We start from the raw sequence: 20220 nt of genomic DNA on the forward strand, positions 1-20220 counted from the left end.
TTCCGAAACCGGCTTCACTTTTCGGGAAGTCTGCCCATCTTAGGAGCACGTCCCCATGCCGGGGATTTGGGAAACGCACATGACTTTCTCGCAACGCTCCCGCACTCTCTTCAAGACCCTCGCCGTCATGCTGGCGCTTGCGCTGCCGACTGCGCTGGTGATTTCGTCCGCGGACGCCCGCGTCGGTGGTGGCATGTCGTCGGGTTCGCGCGGTTCGCGCACCTATTCGGCGCCGCCGTCGACCACGACCGCGCCGGGCTCGACCTCGCAGTTCAACCGCACCTATACCCAGCCGGGTGCCGGCATGAATTCGGCTGCCGCCGCACCCGCGCGTGGCGGCCTGTTCGGCCGCGCCGGTGGCTTCATGGGCGGCCTTGCGGCCGGCTTCCTCGGCGCAGGCCTGCTCGGCATGCTGTTCGGCGGCGGCCTGTTCGGTGGCCTCGGCGGCCTGTCGTCAATCATTGGCCTGATCATCCAGATCGCGCTCGTGGTGTTGGTGGTGCGGCTGGCGATGTCCTGGTGGCAGCGCCGCCACTCGCAGCAGGCGGCCTATGCCAATGCTGATGCAAGCAGCGGTCAGGGACCGCAGCCGAACTATCGCAGCGGCCTCGGTGGCGGTAGCGTCGGTGGTGGACTTGGCGGTGGTCTCGGCGGCTTCGGCTTCGGCGGCGCCAACAACGCGCCGCTCGAGATCAAGCCGGATGACTATGAGGCGTTCGAGCGCCTGCTCGGCGATGTCCAGGCCGCCTGGTCGAACGAGGACGTGGCCAAGCTGCACACGCTCGCGACGCCGGAAATGGTCTCCTATTTCGAGCAGGACCTCGGCCAGAACCGCGCGCGCAACGTCGTCAACAAGGTGACCAACGTCAAGCTGTTGCAGGGCGACCTCGCGGAAGCCTGGCGCGAAGGCGAGACCGAATACGCCACGGTAGCGCTGCGCTTCGCCCTCACCGACAAGACGCTGGACCGCAACAGCGGTACGGTTGTCGCCGGCAGCGAGCAGCCGGGCGAGGCGACCGAGATCTGGACCTTTGCCCGCCGTCCGGGCAGCGGCTGGGAATTGTCGGCGATCCAGCAGACCAACTGATCGTACGCAGATTAAAGACAAGGGCGTCGTGCTTCGGCACGGCGCCCTTTTTCTTTGAGCCGCTTATATCCTGATACGGCCGACCATTTTGCGCGAAGCACTTAATTGCTTGTTGCCCGCGCAGAGCTCCCGCAATTTCGCGCCTGCCGGTTAGAGAGGGAGATATTCGGTGAGCCAGTCTGTCGCGCGCTCCAGGACAAATCACGAAACCATTGCCAGGAATTCGTCCCTGCCGCTGGAGGCGATCGAAACGGCGTATGACCGGATCGAGGCCGAGCGCGACCGCAATTGCTGGATCTATCTCCGCCCGCGGGAGGAGGCGCTCGAAGCATGCCGGAAGCTTGTGGCGCGCGCGCGGACAGGCGAAAATCTTCCGCTGCTCGGCATTCCCTTTGGTGTGAAGGACAATATCGATGTCGAGGGAATGCCGACCACTGCCGCATGCCCCGCGTTCAGCTACACGCCCTGGCATTCCGCGCACAGCGTCGAACGCCTGACCGCGGCCGGCGCAATTTGCCTCGGAAAGACCAATCTCGATCAGTTCGCCACAGGCCTGTCCGGTGCGCGTTCGCCCTATGGCCCCTGCGCGTCGGTTGCCGATGCGCGCTATATTGCGGGCGGCTCCAGTTCCGGGTCCGCGGTCGCCGTCGCGGCGGGGCACGTCGCGTTCGCGCTCGGCACCGATACTGGCGGGTCCGGCCGCATACCTGCCGGCTTCAACAACATCGTCGGAATCAAGCCGACCGTTGGGCTGGTGTCATCACGCGGGCTGGTGCCGAATTGCCCGACGATCGATTGCGTTTCGGTGTTCTGCAACACTGTCAGCGACGGCGAGGCGATCATCGAAATCATCGAAGGGTTCGATTTCGAAGATCCCTACAGCCGCTTGCCCCGGGCCTTTTCTTTCGCCACAGGGACGGTGCCATCCTTCCGCTTCGGCCGTATCGCGTCCGCCGATCTCGAATGCTTTGGCATGCCGGAATGCGGCGAGCTCTATGAGCGCGCCTGCGAGCGTTTCACGCAGATCGGGGGAACGGCGATCGAGGTGGACTTCGCGCCGTTCCGCCAGGCCGGGGAGTTGATGTTCAGCGGACCCTGGGTCGCGGAGCGGCACTCGGCCATCGCTTCGCTTATGGACATCGATTCTGGCTCCCTGCTTGATGTCACGAGGACCGTGCTGGGCTCGGCCGCCGGCTATTCAGCGATCGACACATTTGGTGCCATTCACCGGCTGCACCGGCTTCGCCGCGACGCCGAGGCGATCTTTGCGGGTATCGATGCGCTGGTGGTCCCGACCGCACCGCGGCCGTTCACGCTGGAGGAGATGGATCGCGATCCGATCACCCTCAACAATCGCCTCGGCTACTACTCGTACTTTGCCAATCTGCTCGATCTCTGCGGCGTGGCGGTTCCGAACGCGACATTGCCGAACGGCATGCCGATGGGCGTGACCCTTCTGGCGCCGGCCTGGCATGATCGCGCGCTGATCGGACTGGCGCGGCGGTTCGAGGCCAGTGCGGGCCGAGCGGCGTTCGAATTGAAGTCTGGCGGTTGACGGACGGAATTTATTCCATCTCTTGCTCGAGTGTCGAAAGATCCAGGATCGAAATCACGGATCTGTCGTACCTGATCACGCCTTCCTCCTGGAGCCGCGCGAGCTGTACTGTCACCCATTGGCGGGTGGATCCGATGAGATTGGCGAGATCGCCGTGGGTAAACGGCATCCCGATGACGACCTCGCCGTCGCGCTTAACGCCGTAGACGTGCGACAGGAAGATCAACAGGCTATGCAGCCGCTCGGTCACCGAGCGCGTCCCGAGCATCTGGGCCATCGCCGAATAGCATCGCGCCTTGAATGCCAGGGCATCCAGCAGGGCGACGGCGATCGCCGGCGATTCCAGCGCAAGCCGCCGCAGCGCCAGTCCCGGCATGAACGTCAACAGGCTGGGTTCGGCCGCAACCGATGACCACATGTGCGGGCCCGTTCCGAATATATCGGGGCCGCCGACGAAGTTGCCGGGAAACCAGTAGGCGAGCGTGACCTCGCGCCCCGACGGCGCCGCATAGTAGCTGCGTATGCGTCCCTCGCTGATCAGGTAGATCCCAGCCTGTGTGTCGCCCTGAGACCAAACCAGTTGGCCGGCTTCCAGGGCCTTCTCGCGTCCGATCGCGCGCAGCCGATTGCAATCAGCCCGGTTGAGACCATCCAGCAAGCCGGGCAGCGGCCTGACGAGATTGTCCGACTCGGCCAGCATCACGCCTGCCGCTATCGCGCTATTCGCCCTGTGCATCGCCGGCTCCACGGTGAGACCCGGCATCGATTATTCAAGAACCATGCCAGCGCGCTGCGGGCTGCTTCGCGATTTCCAAGTTCTGGGGGATCAGCTCGCGTCCGACTGATTGAACGCCCGCAACCCTTCTGCGCGGATGACGTCGAGACAATCCTTCTTGAGGGAAAGATAGGTTGGCTCGACCATGACAGAGCTCGACCGCGGGCGCGGCAGCTTGACCGCGACTTCGCGCAGGATGCGGCCGGGTCCCGCGCTCATGATGAGAACACGGTCGGCCAGCACGATGGCCTCATCTATGTCATGCGTGACGAACACGATCGTCGCCTTGATCCGGTCGCGCAGCTCCAGCAGATTGTCTTGCATCACCGCCCGGGTCTGCGCATCGAGGGCCCCGAAGGGCTCGTCCATCAGCAGCACGCGGGGCTGATTGGCCAACGCTCGCGCGATCGCCACGCGCTGTTGCATGCCCCCGGACAGCGTGTTCGGATATGCGTCGGCGAAACGCTTGAGACCGACCATCGCGATCAGATCGTCGGCGATGGCATTCGCTTCCGTCCTGGACTTCCCAAGCATCCTGGGGCCGTGGGCGATGTTCCTGCGGACAGACTTCCAGGGGAAAAGATGCGGCTGCTGGAACACCATTCCGACATCGGGTCGCGGGCTGTAGACACGCGAGCCCTCTACCAGGATATCGCCTTCAAACGGCACCTCCAGTCCGGCGATCGTATTGAGCACCGTCGACTTGCCGCAGCCGGAGGGCCCGACGATGCAAACGAACTCGCCAGGTGCCACGTCGAAGGAAACGCGATCCACCGCGATGGTCTGCCCGCGGCGGGTGTCAAAAACGATGCTCAGGTCTGAGACTTGAATGGCCGGTTGTTTCCGCGCCGATTCGACGGAGGCTGGCGAATTTGCCAGAGCCAGTTTCATGGTCGATCGAGCTCCAGACATCAACGCCACCAGACAGTACGTTCCGCAAGAGCCGAAAACAGCCGGTCGGCAGTGAACGAAATCAACCCGAGCGCTGCGAGCCCGCCCATGACCTGGCCCGTTTGCAAATTCTGCTGCGCAATCTCGATCCTGTAGACGATGCCGGCGAAAGCGCCTGCGAGTTCGGCCGCGACAAGCGTGTAAAAGGAGATGCTGACGGCGGTGCGCAACCCGACCACGATGTAGGGAAGCGCGCCCAGCAGCACGATCTCCTGGAGCATCTGCCGCCGGGGCGTGCCGAGCATCAACGCCGCCCGAATCAGGCCGCGGTCGACCTTCTGCACGCCGATGTGGGTCGAAAGCCAAACCGTGAAGAACACGCCCCATACGACGAGGAATAGTTTTCCCGCCTCCGACAGGCCGAACCACAGGATGACGATCGCCACGAAAGCAATCGGCGGAATTGGCCGCAGGATGTGGAATAGCGGGGACAGCAAGCTCGAAACAACAGGGAATTGGCCGGTGAGGATACCGAGCAGGATGCCGAGCGCGCCGCCTAAGATGAACCCCGTGGTGACGCGAAAGAGGCTGGCCAGCAGATCGCCAAGGAACTGCCCGCTTCGTATCCACTCAAGGACCGCCGCAGCTACCACCGTCGGCGGCGGAAACAGCACCATGTTGACGGCCCCGGAACGAGAGACCAGTTCCCAGAGGCCGACGAACAGGGGAAGCGAAAGCGCCCCGATCAGAATATTGAGGCGGCGAAGACGAGCTGAATCCGGCCGCCGACCGCGACCGTCGGTGCGGAGAGCAATTTCTTGTCCTGCTGAAGTGCCGTCCTGCATGGCTGTGCGGGTGCCTATTTCCACGAGAGCGTCACGCGTGCGGGGTCGACCTTCTTCAGCGGCTCGGCGACGACGACCTTGCTGAAGTCGGGCATCGCCGCTCCCGGAGGATGGTTGCCGCTCTCGAGGCGCCATGCGGAGTGGGTCTTGAGAATCTCGATCAGCCGGTCGTCGAGACGCACCCGGTAAACATAGTCGGCCCAGATCGGAGCGAGGTCGTCCCGCTTCATGCCGACCGCGTCCGCCACGACCGTGATCGCTTCATCCGGGTGTGCTTTCATCCAGACCTCGGCGTCGATCAGTGAGGCGATGAACTTCTCAACCAGCGCAGGGTTGGCATCCAGATAGGTCCTCATGACAACGATGTTGAACGTCTCGGAGTAAGTGCCCGTTGTATCGAGCTCAACGACGGCTTCGCCGAGGGCCTTCTTGGCGTTGGCGATGTGGGGTTCCCAAGTGTCGATCGCGTCGATGCTTCCTGCTGCAAGTGCCGGCAGCATCTCCTGCGGCCGCAGGTTGACGAGGGTGACATCCTTGGGAGTCAATCCCGCCGACTTCAGCAAAGTCGCCGTGTAGACCTCGCTGCCGGTGCCGGCAGTGAATCCGATTCGCTTGCCGCGAAGATCTGCCTTGGTCTTGACGCCGGCCTTGGCCGCGACGACCGTCTTGAGGTCGGAATATTCCATGCCGGCGACGAAGGCGATGGGCTGGTTTGCCATCGCCGAAGCGGTGACCGGCGCCTCCGCCGTCGTCGCGATGTCGGCGCCGCCCCCGATCACGGTGTCCAGGCACTGCTTGCCGGACGTGAAGTTCGAGACGGTGATGTCCAGTCCGTTCTTTTCGAAAATCCCCTTCGATTTGGCGACGATCGCAAGGCCGGAGATCGGTCCGAGGTTTTGCGCAAGCCGGGCTTTGAGCAATTCCGCGGCCGAGGCGCGGCCCGGACTGATGGCAAGGCAGCAAAGCGCGGCATAGCCGGCAATTGCCGCGATTGGGCGGACGGTGTTCCAGTGCATGACGATCTCCCCTCGCGCCGCGCCCGGCGGCAGCCCCGATGTGATCGCGGATGCCGCCCTGAACGGCCCCGCAGCAGACTCCCGCGTCCCCTCCTGGGCGATCTCTTGAGGATCGGCCCCACGTTGGTATGCTCGCCCGGCGCTACGGTCTCTGGAAGCAATTAATCGACATGGCCCTCGGGGCGACCGGTCGAGCGCCGCCGCTCAAGGTGATGCGCGTGCGGCGGATGGCCGCTGGAATAATGTCTGTCGTGACGGGTTCATGTCAGCGGATCAAAGACCGTCCAGCGAGGCGCAATCGCAGGAACAATCGGGAGGATAGGATGAGCATTCTTGCCAGGGTCATCGTGCCAGCAGGCGTTGCGTTCGCGGTCTTCGCAAGTCCATCGGTGTGGGCGCAGTCAGCCGACATGACCTTCTTCGTGACTTCGAGCGGGCCGGGCAAGGGAGCCGATCTCGGCGGCCTGGAGGGAGCCGATGCGCAGTGCCAGAAGCTGGCGCAGGCCGGCGGCGCCGGCGGCAAGACCTGGCGCGCCTATCTCTCGACGCAGGCCGCTGACGGCAAGCCCGCCGTCAATGCCAAGGACCGCATTGGCAAGGGACCGTGGCAGAATGCCAAGGGTGCGGTGATTGCCAAGGACGTTGCCGACCTGCACGGCGCGGCCAATAACCTCACCAAGCAGACAGCGCTCAGCGAGAAGGGCGAGGTCATCAACGGCGCCGGCGACACGCCGAACCGGCACGATATCCTCACGGGATCGCAACCGGACGGCACCGCTTTTGCCGCGGGCGACGACAAGACCTGCAGGAACTGGACGTCGAGCACGCAGGGCGCGGCGGTCGTCGGCCATGCCGATCGTAAGGGCCTGCGCGACGACGAGCCGTCAAAGTCCTGGAACAGCTCTCACCCCTCGCGCGGTCCTGACGGCGGCTGCTCGCAGGCCGATCTGAAGAGCACCGGCGGCGACGGCCTGCTGTTTTGTTTCGCGGCGAATTGAGTTAGGGCGCGCAGCTCTCTCCCCGCGACATTGCGAGCGTAGCGAAGCAATCCAGACTGTCTCCGCGGAAAGATTCTGGATTGCTTCGCTTGCGCTCGCAATGACGGGGTATGTGGTGCCGCCGTTCCGTCTCGCTCTCACGGAACCTTCGGCCGCATGTTACATTGGTCCGACCGCTTCCACGCTCACGGACCCTTCCCATGAAATACGAGCTCTACTACTGGCCTGAGATCCAGGGCCGCGGCGAATATGTGCGGTTGGCCCTGGAGGAGGCGGGGGCGGCTTATGTCGACGTCGCGCGGGGGGCGCGCGGAACAGCTGCGATGATGAAGATGATGGACGCGCATGGCGGCACGCCGCCCTTCGCGCCGCCGTTCCTGAAAGCGGGCAAGCTCGTCATCGGCCAGACCGCCAACATCCTGCTCTATCTCGGCGCCCGTCATGGGCTCGCGCCGAAGACGGAAGCGGGCAAGCTTTGGGTGCACCAGCTTCAGCTCACCATCACCGACCTCGTGACCGAGATCCACGACACCCATCACCCGCTCGGGCCTTCGATGTACTATGAAGATCAGAAGGCGCCGGCGAAGAAGCGCACGGCCGAGTTTTGGGACGAGCGCGTGCCGAAATATCTCGGCTATTTCGAAGAGCTTTTCGCCGGCAATGGCGGCGCCTATGTCACCGGTCGAAGGCTGACTTACGTCGATCTCTCGCTGTTCCAGATCGTCGCCGGGCTGCGCTACGCCTTTCCCAAGCGCATGAAGGCGTTCGAGGGAAATATCCCGGGCCTCGTCGATCTGCATGACCGCATCGCCGCGCGGCCGAACATCAAGGCCTATCTCGAAAGTGAGCGCCGCATTCCCTTCAACGAGCAAGGCATTTTCCGCCGCTACAAGGAATTGGACAATTAGCCGGTCCGGATAGCGGCTCACCAAACGCCGGGCAGCAGGCGATAGCGCACGCGCGTCATATAGTCGGAATAGCCCGGCAGGCCCTCACGCAGCGTGCGCTCCTCGATGCCGATGCGAACAGCAAACAAAACGACGATGACCGGCGCTATCGCAAGGCCCCACCACGAGCCCAGCAGCAGCGGCACGCCGGCGAAGAACAGGATCATGCCGTTGTACATGGGATGGCGCACATGCGCGTAAGGCCCCGTCGAGACCACGCGCTGTGCGCGTTCGGCCTGGAGCTTCACCACGGGCGCGGCGAACGAGTTCTCGCGGAACACCCACAGGATGAACAGCGTCGAGAGGACGAACAGCACGAGACCGAGCGCCTGCAACGCAACCGGCACGTCGGAGGACTGCGTGCGCCGGTCGAGCCCCATCGCGGCCAGCCAGGCCAGCATCGCAATGGCGAAGACGATCATGAAGGCCTTGTCGGCGGCAGGCTGGTCCTTTTGCAGGACCGGCCGCAGACGTTCGGCGAGCAGCGCCGGATCGACCCGATAAAGCCACCAGCCGCAGAGCGGGCCGAGCAGGGCGCAGGTGGCGAGGAACACCCAGGCCGAAGGCCAATGCATCGTCCCGGCGCAAGCGAACAGCAGCGCGCCCATGCCGGCGGTGGTGATCGTGTTCTGCAACAGCAGTTTTGCGATCATGTTCGATCTGATTCAGTCATACGCCGGTGCATTGATAGCATTGTTCGGGCAAACATGCGGCCGGTGCGACAGGGTTGGCTTCAGATCTTGATGGGCGACGTAAAGGCCGCCAGGAGCCGAACCAGATCGGCCTGTCGTTTGGTTCCGGTCTTCGTGAAGATCCTGGTGAGATGGGTCTTGATCGTCGTTTCGGCGATGCCCATGCTTCTGGCCACGTCAGGAACCCCGCCGATTTCGACGATGGCCAGAAAGACGCGCAGCTCGGCCGGTGTCAGCTTGAAGAGCTTCCGGATGAGGTCGGGCGCGACGATCGTCTCGAGCGCTGCCTTGCTGACGAACAGGACGGCGCAGGCCTCATAGCCGGCCCCGAACATTTGCCGGCGTCCAGCCGTGAGCGGCAGGAGATTCCCGACATAATGCGAGCCGTTGCGGGCCGTCAGATGCAGCGAGATGCTCGCGCTCGTCATCGACCGGTCGCCGAGAGCGGTGCCCGCCAGTGCCTGCCGCAGCATCCGATCGGCATTCAGGTCCGACGTCACGAGCCGGCCATGGACCGAACGAAGGACGTCGGCCTCGTCCAAAATCTCTCGCGCGCTCGCATTGGCGTGCGTGATATGACCGTCGGCATCGAGCAGCAGAACGGCGGTGCGCAGAGCGTCGAGCGTGCGGACCGACGTCGTCTCCAATGCATTCTGCTGCTGCAGCTTCTGTCTGACGAGCATGGCCCGTTGCATGTGCGGCGTCAGGTGAGAGATGGTCTGATACATCCTGCGATCGACAGGCCCGCCGCCCTTCATGATCGAGAGACGGGATATTCCCTCGGCAGACTTGCCGAGCAGGATGTTGGCGGCGTCCTCGAGACCCTGCGGCTGCGCCCATTCGTTGTAGAATGTGGTCGTCCGGAATTCGTCGACGTCGATCCAGTCCCTGATCGTCTGGATTTGGCCGACCGCGGCGTGGAGCACGCTGCGCGACGGATCGAATGGCTCGTAGGTTTCGATGTAGGACTGAACATGGGCGGGTTCGACACCGACGGCATGCGAGATCACGGCCCCGCCGGCTGCCCCGATCCAGACCAGACCACCGCTCTGGCCGCCCGCTAGGTCGACGATGCTGCCAAGTGTCGCCGTCCATTGGGAATCGTCGAGCGCTGCATCGTAGATGTCCGTCACCAGCGAGAGCAGCTTTTCATTCAGTTCCATAGGCGTGTCCATGAACGGATGGATGGACTCGTTCAGCCTCACAGATGAGCACGCCGGATGTGGAAATTTGATGAGCCGGATCACACTTGAAGACGCTCTCGAAGCCCTGGCGGGCGCTGAGCGAGATGCCGGGAGGAACGGGCCGGCCGGACGTGGCGTGGGAACAGTCAGGCCGAAGGCCAGTGCATCGTTCCGGCGCAAGCGAACAGCAGCGCGCCCATGGCCGCGGCGGTGATCGTGTTCTGCAACGGCAATTTTGCGATCATGCGCAGGTCAGCCGCGCACGATGTTGGTCCCGCTATCCGGCGAAGATGCGGCTGGACACGCGAAAAGCCCGATCGACCGGATCGGGCGTTTCATCTTTGACCGGTCTGATCAGGCGAGCTGATCGATCCGCGTGCCCTGACCCGGCGGCAGCGGCGCGGGCGGCGGCGGCTTGTAGGTCGGGTCGTTGTCCTTGGTCTTCTGGTCGTCCTGCTGCTTGGTCGCGTCGTAGCTCGGCACCACGATCGCGATCGGCGGCGGCGCAACGGTAGAGACGCTCATCCACAAATCCTCACACATGGAAACAATCGACCTTGCGCTGCGAGGAGCGAAGCTTCCGTCAAGCCAATCGTTAAAATGCGAGGGAGTTGGTGCGGTGGGATGTGCCTTTTGTGCCTCCTTCGCTGTACGAGGGAGCGGACGAACCTCTCCTCGTCATTGCGAGCGCAGCGAAGCAATCCAGGACTGTCACCGCGGAGGGATTCTGGATTGCTTCGCTGCGCTCGCAATGACGGAGCGTGTGGAAAGAGCGAGTGCCCCGCTTATTCGTCCTTGCCGCGCGTGATCGCGATGGACGCATCCGTCTTGGTACGCGTGCATTCCATGTTGAGCCGGCGGTAGCGCATGACGACCTTGTCGCCGCGCAACAGTCCCATCCGCTTCAGGCAGCGTGTCGCGCCCGTCGTGGTGTCGTCCTTCGTGACGGTGAAGACGATCGCCGCCATCGACCCCACCAGTGAAAAGAACTCCGGTGTCGGCTTGCGATCGCCCTTGGCATAGAGCTCGATGGAATATTTGTCGCCGCGGCAACCCACGGACAGCTCCTTGGCCGCGGGGTGCGAGAGGTAGACGATGTTGGCGGCCCGGAAATTCACCTTGAGGCGCTCGACCTGGTTCGTCAGCTCCTTGGCGCTGTCATCGCAGCGATCCGCGCGGGCAGGCGAGGCGAGGGTCACAAGGCCGGTGATGGCGGCGGCGACCAGGATCGCGCCGCGGACGTTCAGTTTGAAAATCATGATGAAAAGCCCCTTAGGCCGCGCATTCAACCTTCGTCGCGCGCCGAGCGCAAGGGGTGCACCCAGAGCCTGCCGGGGACGGTCGTCGCCACCTTGCGTCCGGCCGACGGCAACCAAAAAGGGCCGTCGTGACGCCGAATCGGGATGCCTCGGCCGCGCCAGAACGCCTTCCATTCGCGGCAAAAAAGCTTAGAACGCTTCTACGCTTAGAGGCCCGCGAGGGCTCCAAAACCCCGAGATTTGCCCATGAACGCTCCCACCGCCTTCCCCGACCCCGCAAAACCCGTTCCGCCCTACAAGCACACCCCGCTGTTCCCGCTTGGCAAGGACGAGACGCCCTACAAGAAGATCACGGCCGAGGGTATCAGGGTCGAGAAGGTCCTGGGGAAGGACATGCTGGTGGTGTCGCGGGAGGCGCTGCGGGCGCTGTCAGAGGCGGCCTTCGGCGACATCAACCACTATCTGCGCCCCGGCCATCTGAAGCAGCTCCGCGCGATCCTGGAGGACGGCGAGGCGAGCCCCAACGACAAGTTCGTCGCGCTCGACTTCTTGAAGAACGCCAACATCGCGGCCGGCGGCGTGCTGCCGATGTGCCAGGACACCGGTACCGCGATCATCATGGGCAAGAAGGGCTGCAACGTCATCACCGATGGTGACGACGAGGCGGCGCTGTCGGAAGGTGCGCGCGACGCTTACCTCCGCCGCAATCTGCGCTACTCGCAGGTCGCGCCCTTGTCGATGTACGAGGAGAAGAACACCGCCAACAACATGCCGGCGCAGTGCGAAATCTACGCCGAGGGCGACGACGCCTACAAGTTCATGTTCATGGCGAAGGGCGGCGGCTCTGCCAATAAAAGCTTCCTGTTCCAGGCCACGCCCTCGGTGCTGACCAAGGACCGGCTGCTCGCCTTCCTGAAGGAGAAGATCCTGACGCTGGGCACCGCGGCGTGCCCGCCCTATCACCTCGCCATCGTGATCGGCGGCACCTCGGCCGAGCTGTGCATGAAGACGGTGAAGCTCGCCTCCGCCCGCTATCTCGACGCGCTGCCGACCCACGGCTCGCCCGACGGCAACGCCTTCCGCGACGTCGAGATGGAGCAGGAAATCCACAAGATGACGCAGTCGCTCGGCGTCGGCGCGCAGTTCGGTGGAAAGTATTTCTGCCACGACGTGCGCGTGATCCGCATGCCGCGCCACGGCGCCTCGCTGCCGATCGGGCTCGGCGTGTCGTGCTCGGCCGACCGGCAAGTGCTCGGCAAGATCACCAGGGATGGCGTCTATCTCGAGGAGCTCGAGCACAATCCGGCGCAGTATCTGCCGCAGGTCGAGCAGTCGCTCGGCGGCGAGGTCGTCAAGATCGACCTCAACCAGCCGATGAAGGACATCCTGGCGACGTTCTCGAAGTACCCGACCAAGACGCGGGTCTCGATGACCGGCACCATGATCGTCGCGCGCGATAGCGCGCATGCCAAGCTGCGTGAGCGCCTCGAGAGAGGCGAGCCGCTGCCGGACTATTTCAAGAACCATCCGGTCTACTACGCCGGTCCCGCCAAGACGCCCGAGGGCTACGCCTCCGGCGCGTTCGGCCCGACCACCGCGGGCCGCATGGATTCCTTCGTCGACCAGTTCCAGGCGGCCGGCGGTTCGATGGTGATGGTGGCCAAGGGCAACCGGGCGCCTGCCGTGCGCGAGGCCTGCAAGAAGTACGGCGGCTTCTATCTCGGCTCGATCGGCGGTGCGGCTGCGAACCTCGCCGAGCACTGCATCAAGAAGGTCGAGGTGCTCGAATATCCCGAACTCGGCATGGAAGCGATCTGGCGCATCGAAGTCGTCGATTTCCCGGCGTTCATCATCATCGATGACAAGGGGAACGATTTCTTCAAGGAATTGAATCTGGGCTAGCGCTCCGCGCAGTTGAACGGCAGTCCGCCGCTGATGGTGCGCTTTAGCGCGGCACCACATACTGCGTCGGCGCGCCGTTTTCGGGCCCATCGAACATCACGAGCACGCGCCATGGTTCGCCGCTGACGTCGCTGAGCACCAGCAGGGTCTCTGCCTTGGCGGTGCTGTCGGCGACGCTGAGCGTGTGGCTCGGTCCAAGCTTGCCGCTGCTGGTATCGTAGAAGACGACGGCGGGCGCGATCTGCTGTTCGTTGACCGGCCCGGTCAGGAGAAGCAAGCCGCCTGACACGGCGGCGATGTCCCTGATACCGGTCGTTGTGCCAAGCGGCAGCGGAGGGTCGATGAGCTTGGCCTTGAGCGGCATGTTCTCGGTGAAGACGGCCTTTGCGTCGACCGTGAGAACATACGCATTGCCGCCTTTGGACGGACCACGGAAACCAAGATACATTAGGTCCCCTTTGACCGCGATGCCCTCGATGTTGGCGCCGTTGTCTCCGAGAGGCTTGTCGTAATCCGCGGGCAGTGCGTCCTTGATTGCACCGCGCAGGCGCGTCACGGATGCTTCGACGCCGATCACCTCGTCCGCGGAGATCGGGAAGGGTGGCTCTCCAGTGAGCTTGTCGACGGGAAAGCGAAAGAGGTGATAGCTCGTCGGATTGCTGTCGTCGGGATGATGACGTTTGCGGCCGTGCGATCCGACCACGTAGAAATAACCGTCATCGTAAGCGGTGCCCTCGGCATCCGGATCGCCGCTGGCCTGATCGCTCAGCAGGCGGATTACCTTGCCGGGATTGATCGTCGTGCCTTCGATCGCAAAGAACTGCGCGTATTTCTTTTCGTCGTTGACGACGAGGCAGGATTTGAGGGGCGGGGATGTGGTCGCGCACGCCGCTCCACTGATGTTGGTGCGGGCATCCGCGCTCTTCTTGAACGGCTCGCTCAGTTGCCACGCCGGTGACTGCGGCTCGAGCACATCGGCACTCGCCGGCGCTGCTCCAGCAAGCGCGGCTACGGCGGAGGTCAGGAACAGGTGGATGCGATTGCGAGCGGGGAGGGAGACCATGCAAATTCCCCTTCTGCTGCAAGTGTGTTGAGATCAATAAAAATCTTTAGTTGTATGCTGTATCCTGCTCGTGAAGCCGGCTGTGGTCAACGACCTGAGCGCCTTGGCCCCGTGGCCAATGACCGCAGACTGACCGCAGTCCCTCAGCTGCAATTGGTAACCTGGTTCGAGCACAGCGAGCGCCACCAGCCGCGGACGCCGTCCTGGCTCTCGACGAGGCCCCAGAGGCCGGTACACGCAAAAATGCGCTTCGGGCCGCCGTCGGTGTCGATTTCGCCGCCGAGCTCGCGCTGAGCGGGCATCCATTTCGCATCGACGAACGGCGCCTGGAAAAGTCCGCCCATGCGCGTCGCGCCATTGGCGTAGGACGCGCCGACCTTGTTGGACGCGACCCAGCCGCGCCCCGCATAGGGTTTTGGCGCGCTGCGCGGATATCTCTTGTCGTCCTCGTAGTCCTTGCCCGGCGGTTTTGCGCCTTCGATCAGGAACCAGCCATCCTTGAAGCCGATGATGCGGAATTCGGTGAGCCAGCCGCCGTCGGGCGTGTTCTCGGCACCGCCAAGCTTCAGACGATAGGGCGGCGGCAGCGTGCCGAGCACGCGCGCTTTCGCCGAGGGCTCGGCGCGCACGTTGAGGCCATCAGGATCCTTGTCGATGGACCAGGCGCCGAGATCACACGGCTCGGTCCCATCGGGCAGCGTTGCGCGCCTGGCGGCGAGATCGGCGTGGAGCTTTGCGAAGTCGGTGTCGTCGTTATCAGGGTCCGGCGCGCTGCGCGGCTTCAGCTCGGCCGAGACCGCGCGCGTCGCATCCGGCGTCAGCGTGACGACGAGGGCCTGGCGCGCAGCGAACACGCTTGCCGGTGTCTTTGGATCGTTCGACGAGGCCGGATAGACGGCGAGGGTGCCGGTCGATCCTTCGGTCCGGTAGGCCGTGCCGGCGACATAGCCCGCCGGCACCATGGCGAGCGCGCTTGCACGCCACGCCGGTTCGGTGTCATCCGCGCGCGCCGCCTGCGTCGCGACACACAGGATCGTTGCCGCGATGAGACGGAGCACGCGCACGGTTCGCAACGTGCCTACGCGCGCGCGCCCGTGAACGGAAAGCTGCCCATCGGGCCGATGCCCATCTCGCCGCTCATGCTGTCGCCAGAGACCGTTCCGATGAACTCGAGCGTCAACGGCATCGGATTGGTGATCGAGACTTTCCAGTTGACGGCGTCGCCGCTGATGGTGCCGTCGAAGATCTCGGCCGAATTGCCGTCGGCGCCCTGCGTTCCGGTCAGTGTGCCGCCGGAGTTCAGCAAGGTCAGCGTGGCCTTGCGCTCGCCCATGGGCGTCGTCATGGTCAGAGTCCAGTTGCCGTCCACGGCCATTCGTGTCTCCCAACTTGTTCCCGGCACCTCGCGACAATCCGCAAGGTGAGCCAGGGACGCCTATAGCCTAACTCGGGGGACGTGCCTAACGCTCTCTTTGACGCGCCCTTAAGCGCGGGCTGCGCGAATACGGCTGCCGATGAGCAGGCGGAAGGCCACGTACTGGATCGCGAACGCAACGATCTTCGCGCCGATCAGGACCACCGAAATATAGAAGGCCCACAGCTTCATGTCGCCGGTCATGGCAACCGCAACGGTCCCCGCGGCGAGCGCAAACATCAGCGCGGCCCAGGCGTAGCCCGCGACGGTAACGTATTCCGGAATGGTCTCGGTCACGATCGCCGGCAGATAGCGCAGCATCCAGCCGCGCTTGAGCATGATGATGCCGATCGCGACATGCCCGATCGCGGGCTTCGCCAGCACGAAGCGCGGATCGTGGGTGAGCAGCGTTGCGCCACCGAGCACGATGACGAGGCCGAGGCTCGCCCAGGTCATGTAGCCCAGCGTCTGGCCCTTGACCCGCGACCAGACCACCTGGCCGATGGCGCCAAGGATCGCGACTGCGGTCGCGAGGATGACGTTGTCGGTCACGAGATAGATTACCAGGAAGACGATGGTGGAGAGGAAATCAGAGACGAGCCGGCGGAATACGTCTTTCATCGTCTGTCCTGTCTTCAATGGGTGTGGGGCAGCGCGGCGGCGGGCGCAGCATATTTGATCTGACGATACTCGGGATACCACTTTGTGAAATAGATCGCGCTGTTGCGGGCGGCGAAGGCGACCGCGAGGCCCGACCAGAGCGGCAGGCCGGGGACGTAGAGCAGCGCGATGTTGGCGGCCATCATCAACAGCGCTGCGGCGGTCCAGGCGCCGGTGATGACGTAGTTGGCGGTGAGGAAGCCGGGCATCGCCGCCGTCTCGGCCGGGACCGTTTCAACCGCATATTGCAGAGTGAACGGGTGGCGGACCAGCATCGAGCCGAGCGAGATGACGAAGATGCCGATGTCGACCGACAGCTTGACGCCCAGCGTGCCGAGCTTCGGGTCGATCAGCGCGAGGTAGAGACCGATTGCGGCGAATACGATCGCCGAGCCCATCGCCAGGATCTTCACGGAGCGGCCGCGCACGACATCGACCGTGATGGTGGCGAGGCAGATTGCAGACGCGGCGAACACGCTGATCGTGGTCGACGTCACCAGCATCAGGAAAGTGTAGGCGCCGTAGGGCGCGAGGATCAGGAAAATCGCCATGAGCCGCCTCGGTCTCGCTAATCTTTACGATGTAAAGATGAATAAATCAGGAGCGGTGCCGGGTCAAGCGAAATCTTTACAGTGTCAAAATAACGTAGGTGACTTCCAAAAAGTGAAGGGCAGCAATGGCTTGGTCGGATGCCTCGTCGGCGAATTCCGCCCAGGGCAGGCGTGACAGGATCGGCAGCGCGGCGGCGAGCAGGAGGCCGACCGAGAGCAAGATGCCGCCGTTGAAGATGACATGGCCGCTCCGTCGCAGCCGGATCATCCGGAGTGCGAGCGCGCCGCAGGCCAGGGCGAGGACGGCAAGGCAATCTGCGGTGATCGAGGGCATGTGCATGCGAGGCCTCTTTGGTGACATCCGCGATGTCATTCCGGGGCTCGCGACGTCGTCGCGCCCCGGAATGACGAGGCGAGAGTTACTGCGCGCCCACCCAATTGCCGTGAAAGCCGTCGGGCACGCGGTGGCCGAGCTGCACCAGCGCGACGGGGCCGGCTTCGACATCGGTGGCGTTGAACACGGCGAGGTCGCTGCGGTTCTCCCGCGCGCGCCAGACCACCGCCAGCAGCCAGCCGTCGCCTTCCGCTGCATCCGTCGCGCGTTCGACGAACACCGGCTCTGAGATGGTATCGCCGGCCGGCAGCAGATAATGACCGAGCCGTCTGCCGTTGCCGTCGACATGGACGACGCCCGACAGCGCGCCGAACATCGGCAGCCGCGGATTGGCGCAGGCGTACCAGCCGTGACGGCTTTTCAATCCCGCGCGGCGGTCGTCGATGCGGGGGAATTCGCCGGTGAGATCGTCGAGATAGGTCTGCTGGAAGCGGTCGGTCTTCCCTGAGAGATCGAATGTCCAGCGGCAATGGCGGGCGCGTGATTTCTCCGGATCAGTCGGCCGGCCATCGGGATGCGGAAACAGCGGCGCTTCCTCGAACTGCATGACGTCGGCGATGATGCGGTTGCCGTCCTCCCACGCATTCATGATGTGGAAGACGTAGCAGGCTTCACCGCGGAACCAGACGATGTCCTTCGCCGTGCCGTTGCGCTTCATCACGCCGACATAGGCGCCCTTGTCCGGCTCCCAGGCATAGGGCGGCCGTCCGCTCATCGCGCGCTCCATGCTGCCGGTGATCGGCAGGATCGGAAACAGCGCATGGTTCTCGGTGACGATGAAGTCGTGCACCATGCTGGCGTAGGGCGCCTCGAAACGTTCGAAGCGCGTCGCCTTGCCGGAGGCGTCGATCGATCCGTAGGAGAGGGCGGGCGTCAGCGGACCCGCGGCGTTGTAGCCGAAGAACACGAGCTCGCCGGTGATCGGGTCGACCTTCGGATGCGCCGTGAAGCTGCCGGCGACGCGACCCTGATAATTGTGATAACCGCGCGTCGCCAGCGTGCCCGGCTCGATCTCGGTCGGCAGATGCGCTTCTTCCAGCGCCAAAAGCTTGCCGGCATGAAAGATGATGTTGGTGTTGGCGACGCCGCCGTCGGTGAGGTTTTGTGGCGCATCCGGCAGCTTGCGGCCGAAGCCGCCGAACAGCGCGCGGCCGGCATCGTGCTCGGCCAGCCATTTCGGCGTGCGGACCCAGCGGTTGCGATAGCTGGCGCGGCCGTTCTCGAGGTGGAAGGCATGCAGCATGCCGTCGCCGACGAACCAGTGCGCACCGGGCGCATCGAACTGCGGATTGGGACCGTTGCGATAGAGCACGCCATTCAGATCGCGCGGCAATTCCCCGACGATTTTGAGGAATGGCGCATCGGCTTCGAATGGAATCGGACCGAGGTTATGGCGGCGCTCGGTGACGGCGTCGTGCTGCACGACGTATCCCTCCCTATCTTTACATCGTAAAGATCGAATAATGCCGATCGCCGCATTCGTCAAGTGAAATCTTTACACTGTCAATATTGCGTCATATAGCTTGCAAATGGCCAAAAGCGACACCAAGAGCGAAACAGCGCGCAAGCCGCGTACCCCGAGCAAGACATCGACGGCCGCGAGCGCGCAGGCGCGTTCCACACGCCGTCCGGCAGTAGCGAAGACGGAGACGCCGTATCATCACGGCGCCCTGCGCGAGGCGCTGCTCCAGGCCGCCGAACGGGTGCTGGAGCGCGACGGGCTGTCCGGCCTGACCTTGCGCGCAGTGGCGCGCGAGGCGGGCGTCTCGCATGCCGCGCCGACCCATCATTTCGGCGATCTCACCGGCCTGCTCAGCGAGCTCGCGGCCGTCGGCTTCCGCCAGTTCAACGCGGCGATGGCCTCGTCCTGCGACGCCGCCACCACGCCACTGGAGCGCGCGCTGGCGCGGCCGAAGGCCTATGTCGCCTATGCGCAGGCCCATCCCGGCATGTACGGCATCATGTTCCGCACCGAGCGGCTGGACTATTCCAGGCCCTCGCTGCACGAGGCGGCCGAAGCCTCCTTCGCCGGCCTTGCCAATGCCATCGGCATGATGCGGCAGGAGCAGATCAGTGGCGACGCACTGACGCTGAACCAGGGCGCCGCGATCGCGCGCGCCTGGTCGATGGTGCACGGCTTCACCATGCTGCTGCTCGACGGCCGTCTCGAGGACATTCTGGGGCGGCTGCCCGAAGGGACGACGACCGAACAGTTGCTCGAGGCGATGCTGACGGCGCCCATCACGGCGAAGCTGCCGGCATAGCGCCTTCGGGCGGGCGCTGCCCTAGCGCATCGTCGCGAGTTCGACCGCACGTCCACGCGTGCCGACAATCTTCACCTCGTCCTTGCCGCAAGTGAAGCTGCGGGCGAAATCGTCCGCCGCCTTGCGCGCGAGCTCATTGGCGGTGGGGTTGGCGATGGCATCGACATAGGCGACGTGGCAGACCGGCCCCGGCGGCAGCCGCGTCACGACGAGCATGGCCTTGGTGTTCGGCCGTCCCTGCTTGTCGGGATCGGTGCCATCGGCGATGTGCCAGCGCTGGATCATGGCAATCGGCTTGGTGCCCGCGCTACGCCATTCGACGGTGGCCTCCGACGAATTGAATGGCGCGAACCAGACCTTTGCCGCCGGTTCCTCCGCTGCGGCCTTGCGGTTGCGGCCGACCGAGACGATTTCGCGCAGATCATCCTCGGCGATCAGCACGATCAGGCCGTCTTTTCCCGGGCAGGCCCGCGTGGTGCTGCCGTCGAGCTCGCTGGGCTTGCCGATCTGGCGGCAGTCTTTTGGCAATGTGGAGGAATAGGTGCTGCCCATGGATTGGGCGGCGACGTGACCCGCGCTCAGGCAAGTCAGCAGCACGGTCAGACAAAGGAACGCGATACGCCTCATGACGACGCCTTGATACAGAGGGAACTCCCTCCATCAGACGTCTTCACTGTGGGCAAGGTTCAAACAGAGGCGGGATGTACCTGACAGCGGCGCGGA

Annotated in this window: 22 protein-coding genes; 6 read left to right on the forward strand and 16 right to left on the reverse strand. The window is 64.1% G+C overall.

From position 1 onward, the window contains the following. Nucleotides 1-55: 55 nt before the first annotated feature. Both AB7G19_RS14900 and atzF read left to right on the forward strand, forming a co-directional pair. Nucleotides 56-1087 carry a Tim44 domain-containing protein gene (locus AB7G19_RS14900; protein ID WP_231142304.1) on the forward strand — a complete coding sequence of 344 codons (1032 nt, stop codon included), beginning with the start codon at nt 56-58 and terminating at the stop codon, nt 1085-1087. 169 nt (nt 1088-1256) lie between these two features. Then, nucleotides 1257-2642, forward strand: a complete 1386-nt coding sequence (gene atzF / locus AB7G19_RS14905) for an allophanate hydrolase (protein ID WP_283017039.1) — start codon at nt 1257-1259, stop codon at nt 2640-2642. A gap of 10 nt (nt 2643-2652) precedes the next feature. Here the strand turns inward: atzF and AB7G19_RS14910 are convergent, their stop codons facing one another. From AB7G19_RS14910 to AB7G19_RS14925, 4 genes are all read right to left on the reverse strand, one after another. Then, the gene (locus AB7G19_RS14910) at nt 2653-3378 is read right to left on the reverse strand and encodes a Crp/Fnr family transcriptional regulator (protein ID WP_063986244.1); all 726 of its coding nucleotides are present in this window, start codon (nt 3376-3378) and stop codon (nt 2653-2655) included. A gap of 90 nt (nt 3379-3468) precedes the next feature. Then, nucleotides 3469-4308 carry an ABC transporter ATP-binding protein gene (locus tag AB7G19_RS14915; RefSeq protein WP_081369229.1) on the reverse strand — a complete coding sequence of 280 codons (840 nt, stop codon included), beginning with the start codon at nt 4306-4308 and terminating at the stop codon, nt 3469-3471. Between the two features lie 20 nt (nt 4309-4328). After that, nucleotides 4329-5153 carry an ABC transporter permease gene (locus AB7G19_RS14920; protein WP_441267913.1) on the reverse strand — a complete coding sequence of 275 codons (825 nt, stop codon included), beginning with the start codon at nt 5151-5153 and terminating at the stop codon, nt 4329-4331. Between the two features lie 14 nt (nt 5154-5167). After that, a complete protein-coding gene (locus AB7G19_RS14925; protein WP_354130455.1) occupies nt 5168-6169 on the reverse strand; it encodes an NrtA/SsuA/CpmA family ABC transporter substrate-binding protein in 1002 nt (333 codons plus the stop codon). A 323-nt stretch (nt 6170-6492) separates the two neighbouring features. Here AB7G19_RS14925 and AB7G19_RS14930 point away from each other — a divergent pair, with 323 nt between their 5' ends. Both AB7G19_RS14930 and AB7G19_RS14935 read left to right on the forward strand, forming a co-directional pair. Beyond that, entirely contained in the window at nt 6493-7167 is a 675-nt protein-coding gene (locus tag AB7G19_RS14930; RefSeq protein WP_063982296.1) for a lectin, read from the forward strand. 200 nt (nt 7168-7367) lie between these two features. Then, a complete protein-coding gene (locus AB7G19_RS14935) occupies nt 7368-8075 on the forward strand; it encodes a glutathione S-transferase (RefSeq protein ID WP_354130454.1) in 708 nt (235 codons plus the stop codon). 17 nt (nt 8076-8092) lie between these two features. Here AB7G19_RS14935 and AB7G19_RS14940 read toward each other — a convergent pair whose 3' ends face one another. From AB7G19_RS14940 to AB7G19_RS14955, 4 genes are all read right to left on the reverse strand, one after another. Next, nucleotides 8093-8767 carry a methyltransferase family protein gene (locus AB7G19_RS14940; protein WP_354130453.1) on the reverse strand — a complete coding sequence of 225 codons (675 nt, stop codon included), beginning with the start codon at nt 8765-8767 and terminating at the stop codon, nt 8093-8095. Between the two features lie 80 nt (nt 8768-8847). Then, nucleotides 8848-9969, reverse strand: coding sequence for a helix-turn-helix transcriptional regulator (locus tag AB7G19_RS14945; protein ID WP_354130452.1), 1122 nt, complete (start codon nt 9967-9969; stop codon nt 8848-8850). 375 nt (nt 9970-10344) lie between these two features. After that, nucleotides 10345-10515: a hypothetical protein gene (locus AB7G19_RS14950; protein WP_166090739.1), complete on the reverse strand. Its 171-nt coding sequence runs from the start codon at nt 10513-10515 to the stop codon at nt 10345-10347. A 260-nt stretch (nt 10516-10775) separates the two neighbouring features. Next, complete coding sequence (locus tag AB7G19_RS14955) at nt 10776-11249, reverse strand: hypothetical protein (protein ID WP_071912253.1); 474 nt, start codon at nt 11247-11249, stop codon at nt 10776-10778. A gap of 246 nt (nt 11250-11495) precedes the next feature. Between AB7G19_RS14955 and AB7G19_RS14960 the strand changes: the two genes are divergently transcribed. After that, nucleotides 11496-13151: a fumarate hydratase gene (locus AB7G19_RS14960; RefSeq protein ID WP_014494037.1), complete on the forward strand. Its 1656-nt coding sequence runs from the start codon at nt 11496-11498 to the stop codon at nt 13149-13151. Between the two features lie 43 nt (nt 13152-13194). Here AB7G19_RS14960 and AB7G19_RS14965 read toward each other — a convergent pair whose 3' ends face one another. The 7 genes from AB7G19_RS14965 to AB7G19_RS14995 all read right to left on the reverse strand — a co-directional run bounded on the left by AB7G19_RS14965 (nt 13195) and on the right by AB7G19_RS14995 (nt 18656). Beyond that, nucleotides 13195-14214 carry a DUF3616 domain-containing protein gene (locus AB7G19_RS14965; RefSeq protein WP_354130451.1) on the reverse strand — a complete coding sequence of 340 codons (1020 nt, stop codon included), beginning with the start codon at nt 14212-14214 and terminating at the stop codon, nt 13195-13197. Between the two features lie 143 nt (nt 14215-14357). Further along, a complete protein-coding gene (locus AB7G19_RS14970) occupies nt 14358-15278 on the reverse strand; it encodes an SH3 domain-containing protein (RefSeq protein WP_354130450.1) in 921 nt (306 codons plus the stop codon). 14 nt (nt 15279-15292) lie between these two features. After that, nucleotides 15293-15589: a hypothetical protein gene (locus AB7G19_RS14975; protein ID WP_071912259.1), complete on the reverse strand. Its 297-nt coding sequence runs from the start codon at nt 15587-15589 to the stop codon at nt 15293-15295. A gap of 108 nt (nt 15590-15697) precedes the next feature. Next, a complete protein-coding gene (locus tag AB7G19_RS14980) occupies nt 15698-16249 on the reverse strand; it encodes an inner membrane-spanning protein YciB (RefSeq protein ID WP_085404236.1) in 552 nt (183 codons plus the stop codon). Between the two features lie 14 nt (nt 16250-16263). Continuing rightward, nucleotides 16264-16839 (reverse strand): hypothetical protein, encoded by a 576-nt coding sequence (locus tag AB7G19_RS14985; protein ID WP_063982303.1) that lies wholly within the window; start codon nt 16837-16839, stop codon nt 16264-16266. A 76-nt stretch (nt 16840-16915) separates the two neighbouring features. Beyond that, on the reverse strand, nt 16916-17179 hold the full coding sequence (locus AB7G19_RS14990) for a hypothetical protein (RefSeq protein WP_085404238.1): 264 nt from the start codon (nt 17177-17179) through the stop codon (nt 16916-16918). A gap of 79 nt (nt 17180-17258) precedes the next feature. Further along, a complete protein-coding gene (locus AB7G19_RS14995) occupies nt 17259-18656 on the reverse strand; it encodes a carotenoid oxygenase family protein (protein ID WP_354124548.1) in 1398 nt (465 codons plus the stop codon). 106 nt (nt 18657-18762) lie between these two features. Here AB7G19_RS14995 and AB7G19_RS15000 point away from each other — a divergent pair, with 106 nt between their 5' ends. Then, nucleotides 18763-19497 (forward strand): TetR/AcrR family transcriptional regulator, encoded by a 735-nt coding sequence (locus AB7G19_RS15000; protein ID WP_085404240.1) that lies wholly within the window; start codon nt 18763-18765, stop codon nt 19495-19497. 21 nt (nt 19498-19518) lie between these two features. On the opposite strand, the gene AB7G19_RS15005 is transcribed toward AB7G19_RS15000, so the two are convergent. After that, the gene (locus AB7G19_RS15005; RefSeq protein ID WP_354124546.1) at nt 19519-20124 is read right to left on the reverse strand and encodes a hypothetical protein; all 606 of its coding nucleotides are present in this window, start codon (nt 20122-20124) and stop codon (nt 19519-19521) included. Nucleotides 20125-20220 lie beyond the last annotated feature (96 nt).

Origin of the sequence: Bradyrhizobium sp. 215_C5_N1_1 (assembly GCF_052075935.1) — a bacterium.
Classification (GTDB): Bacteria; Pseudomonadota; Alphaproteobacteria; order Rhizobiales; family Xanthobacteraceae; genus Bradyrhizobium; species Bradyrhizobium barranii.

Bases quoted from the DNA above. Each gene is read 5' to 3' on its own strand.
- AB7G19_RS14900 (WP_231142304.1), top strand. From the start codon at position 56: ATGCCGGGGATTTGGGAAACGCACATGACTTTCTCGCAACGCTCCCGC.
- AB7G19_RS14910 (WP_063986244.1), bottom strand. From the start codon at position 3,378: ATGCACAGGGCGAATAGCGCGATAGCGGCAGGCGTGATGCTGGCCGAG.
- AB7G19_RS14915 (WP_081369229.1), bottom strand. From the start codon at position 4,308: ATGAAACTGGCTCTGGCAAATTCGCCAGCCTCCGTCGAATCGGCGCGG.
- AB7G19_RS14920 (WP_441267913.1), bottom strand. From the start codon at position 5,153: ATGCAGGACGGCACTTCAGCAGGACAAGAAATTGCTCTCCGCACCGAC.
- AB7G19_RS14925 (WP_354130455.1), bottom strand. From the start codon at position 6,169: ATGCACTGGAACACCGTCCGCCCAATCGCGGCAATTGCCGGCTATGCC.
- AB7G19_RS14930 (WP_063982296.1), top strand. From the start codon at position 6,493: ATGAGCATTCTTGCCAGGGTCATCGTGCCAGCAGGCGTTGCGTTCGCG.
- AB7G19_RS14935 (WP_354130454.1), top strand. From the start codon at position 7,368: ATGAAATACGAGCTCTACTACTGGCCTGAGATCCAGGGCCGCGGCGAA.
- AB7G19_RS14940 (WP_354130453.1), bottom strand. From the start codon at position 8,767: ATGATCGCAAAACTGCTGTTGCAGAACACGATCACCACCGCCGGCATG.
- AB7G19_RS14945 (WP_354130452.1), bottom strand. From the start codon at position 9,969: ATGGAACTGAATGAAAAGCTGCTCTCGCTGGTGACGGACATCTACGAT.
- AB7G19_RS14950 (WP_166090739.1), bottom strand. From the start codon at position 10,515: ATGAGCGTCTCTACCGTTGCGCCGCCGCCGATCGCGATCGTGGTGCCG.
- AB7G19_RS14955 (WP_071912253.1), bottom strand. From the start codon at position 11,249: ATGATTTTCAAACTGAACGTCCGCGGCGCGATCCTGGTCGCCGCCGCC.
- AB7G19_RS14960 (WP_014494037.1), top strand. From the start codon at position 11,496: ATGAACGCTCCCACCGCCTTCCCCGACCCCGCAAAACCCGTTCCGCCC.
- AB7G19_RS14965 (WP_354130451.1), bottom strand. From the start codon at position 14,214: ATGGTCTCCCTCCCCGCTCGCAATCGCATCCACCTGTTCCTGACCTCC.
- AB7G19_RS14975 (WP_071912259.1), bottom strand. From the start codon at position 15,589: ATGGCCGTGGACGGCAACTGGACTCTGACCATGACGACGCCCATGGGC.
- AB7G19_RS14980 (WP_085404236.1), bottom strand. From the start codon at position 16,249: ATGAAAGACGTATTCCGCCGGCTCGTCTCTGATTTCCTCTCCACCATC.
- AB7G19_RS14985 (WP_063982303.1), bottom strand. From the start codon at position 16,839: ATGGCGATTTTCCTGATCCTCGCGCCCTACGGCGCCTACACTTTCCTG.
- AB7G19_RS14990 (WP_085404238.1), bottom strand. From the start codon at position 17,179: ATGCACATGCCCTCGATCACCGCAGATTGCCTTGCCGTCCTCGCCCTG.
- AB7G19_RS15000 (WP_085404240.1), top strand. From the start codon at position 18,763: ATGGCCAAAAGCGACACCAAGAGCGAAACAGCGCGCAAGCCGCGTACC.
- AB7G19_RS15005 (WP_354124546.1), bottom strand. From the start codon at position 20,124: ATGAGGCGTATCGCGTTCCTTTGTCTGACCGTGCTGCTGACTTGCCTG.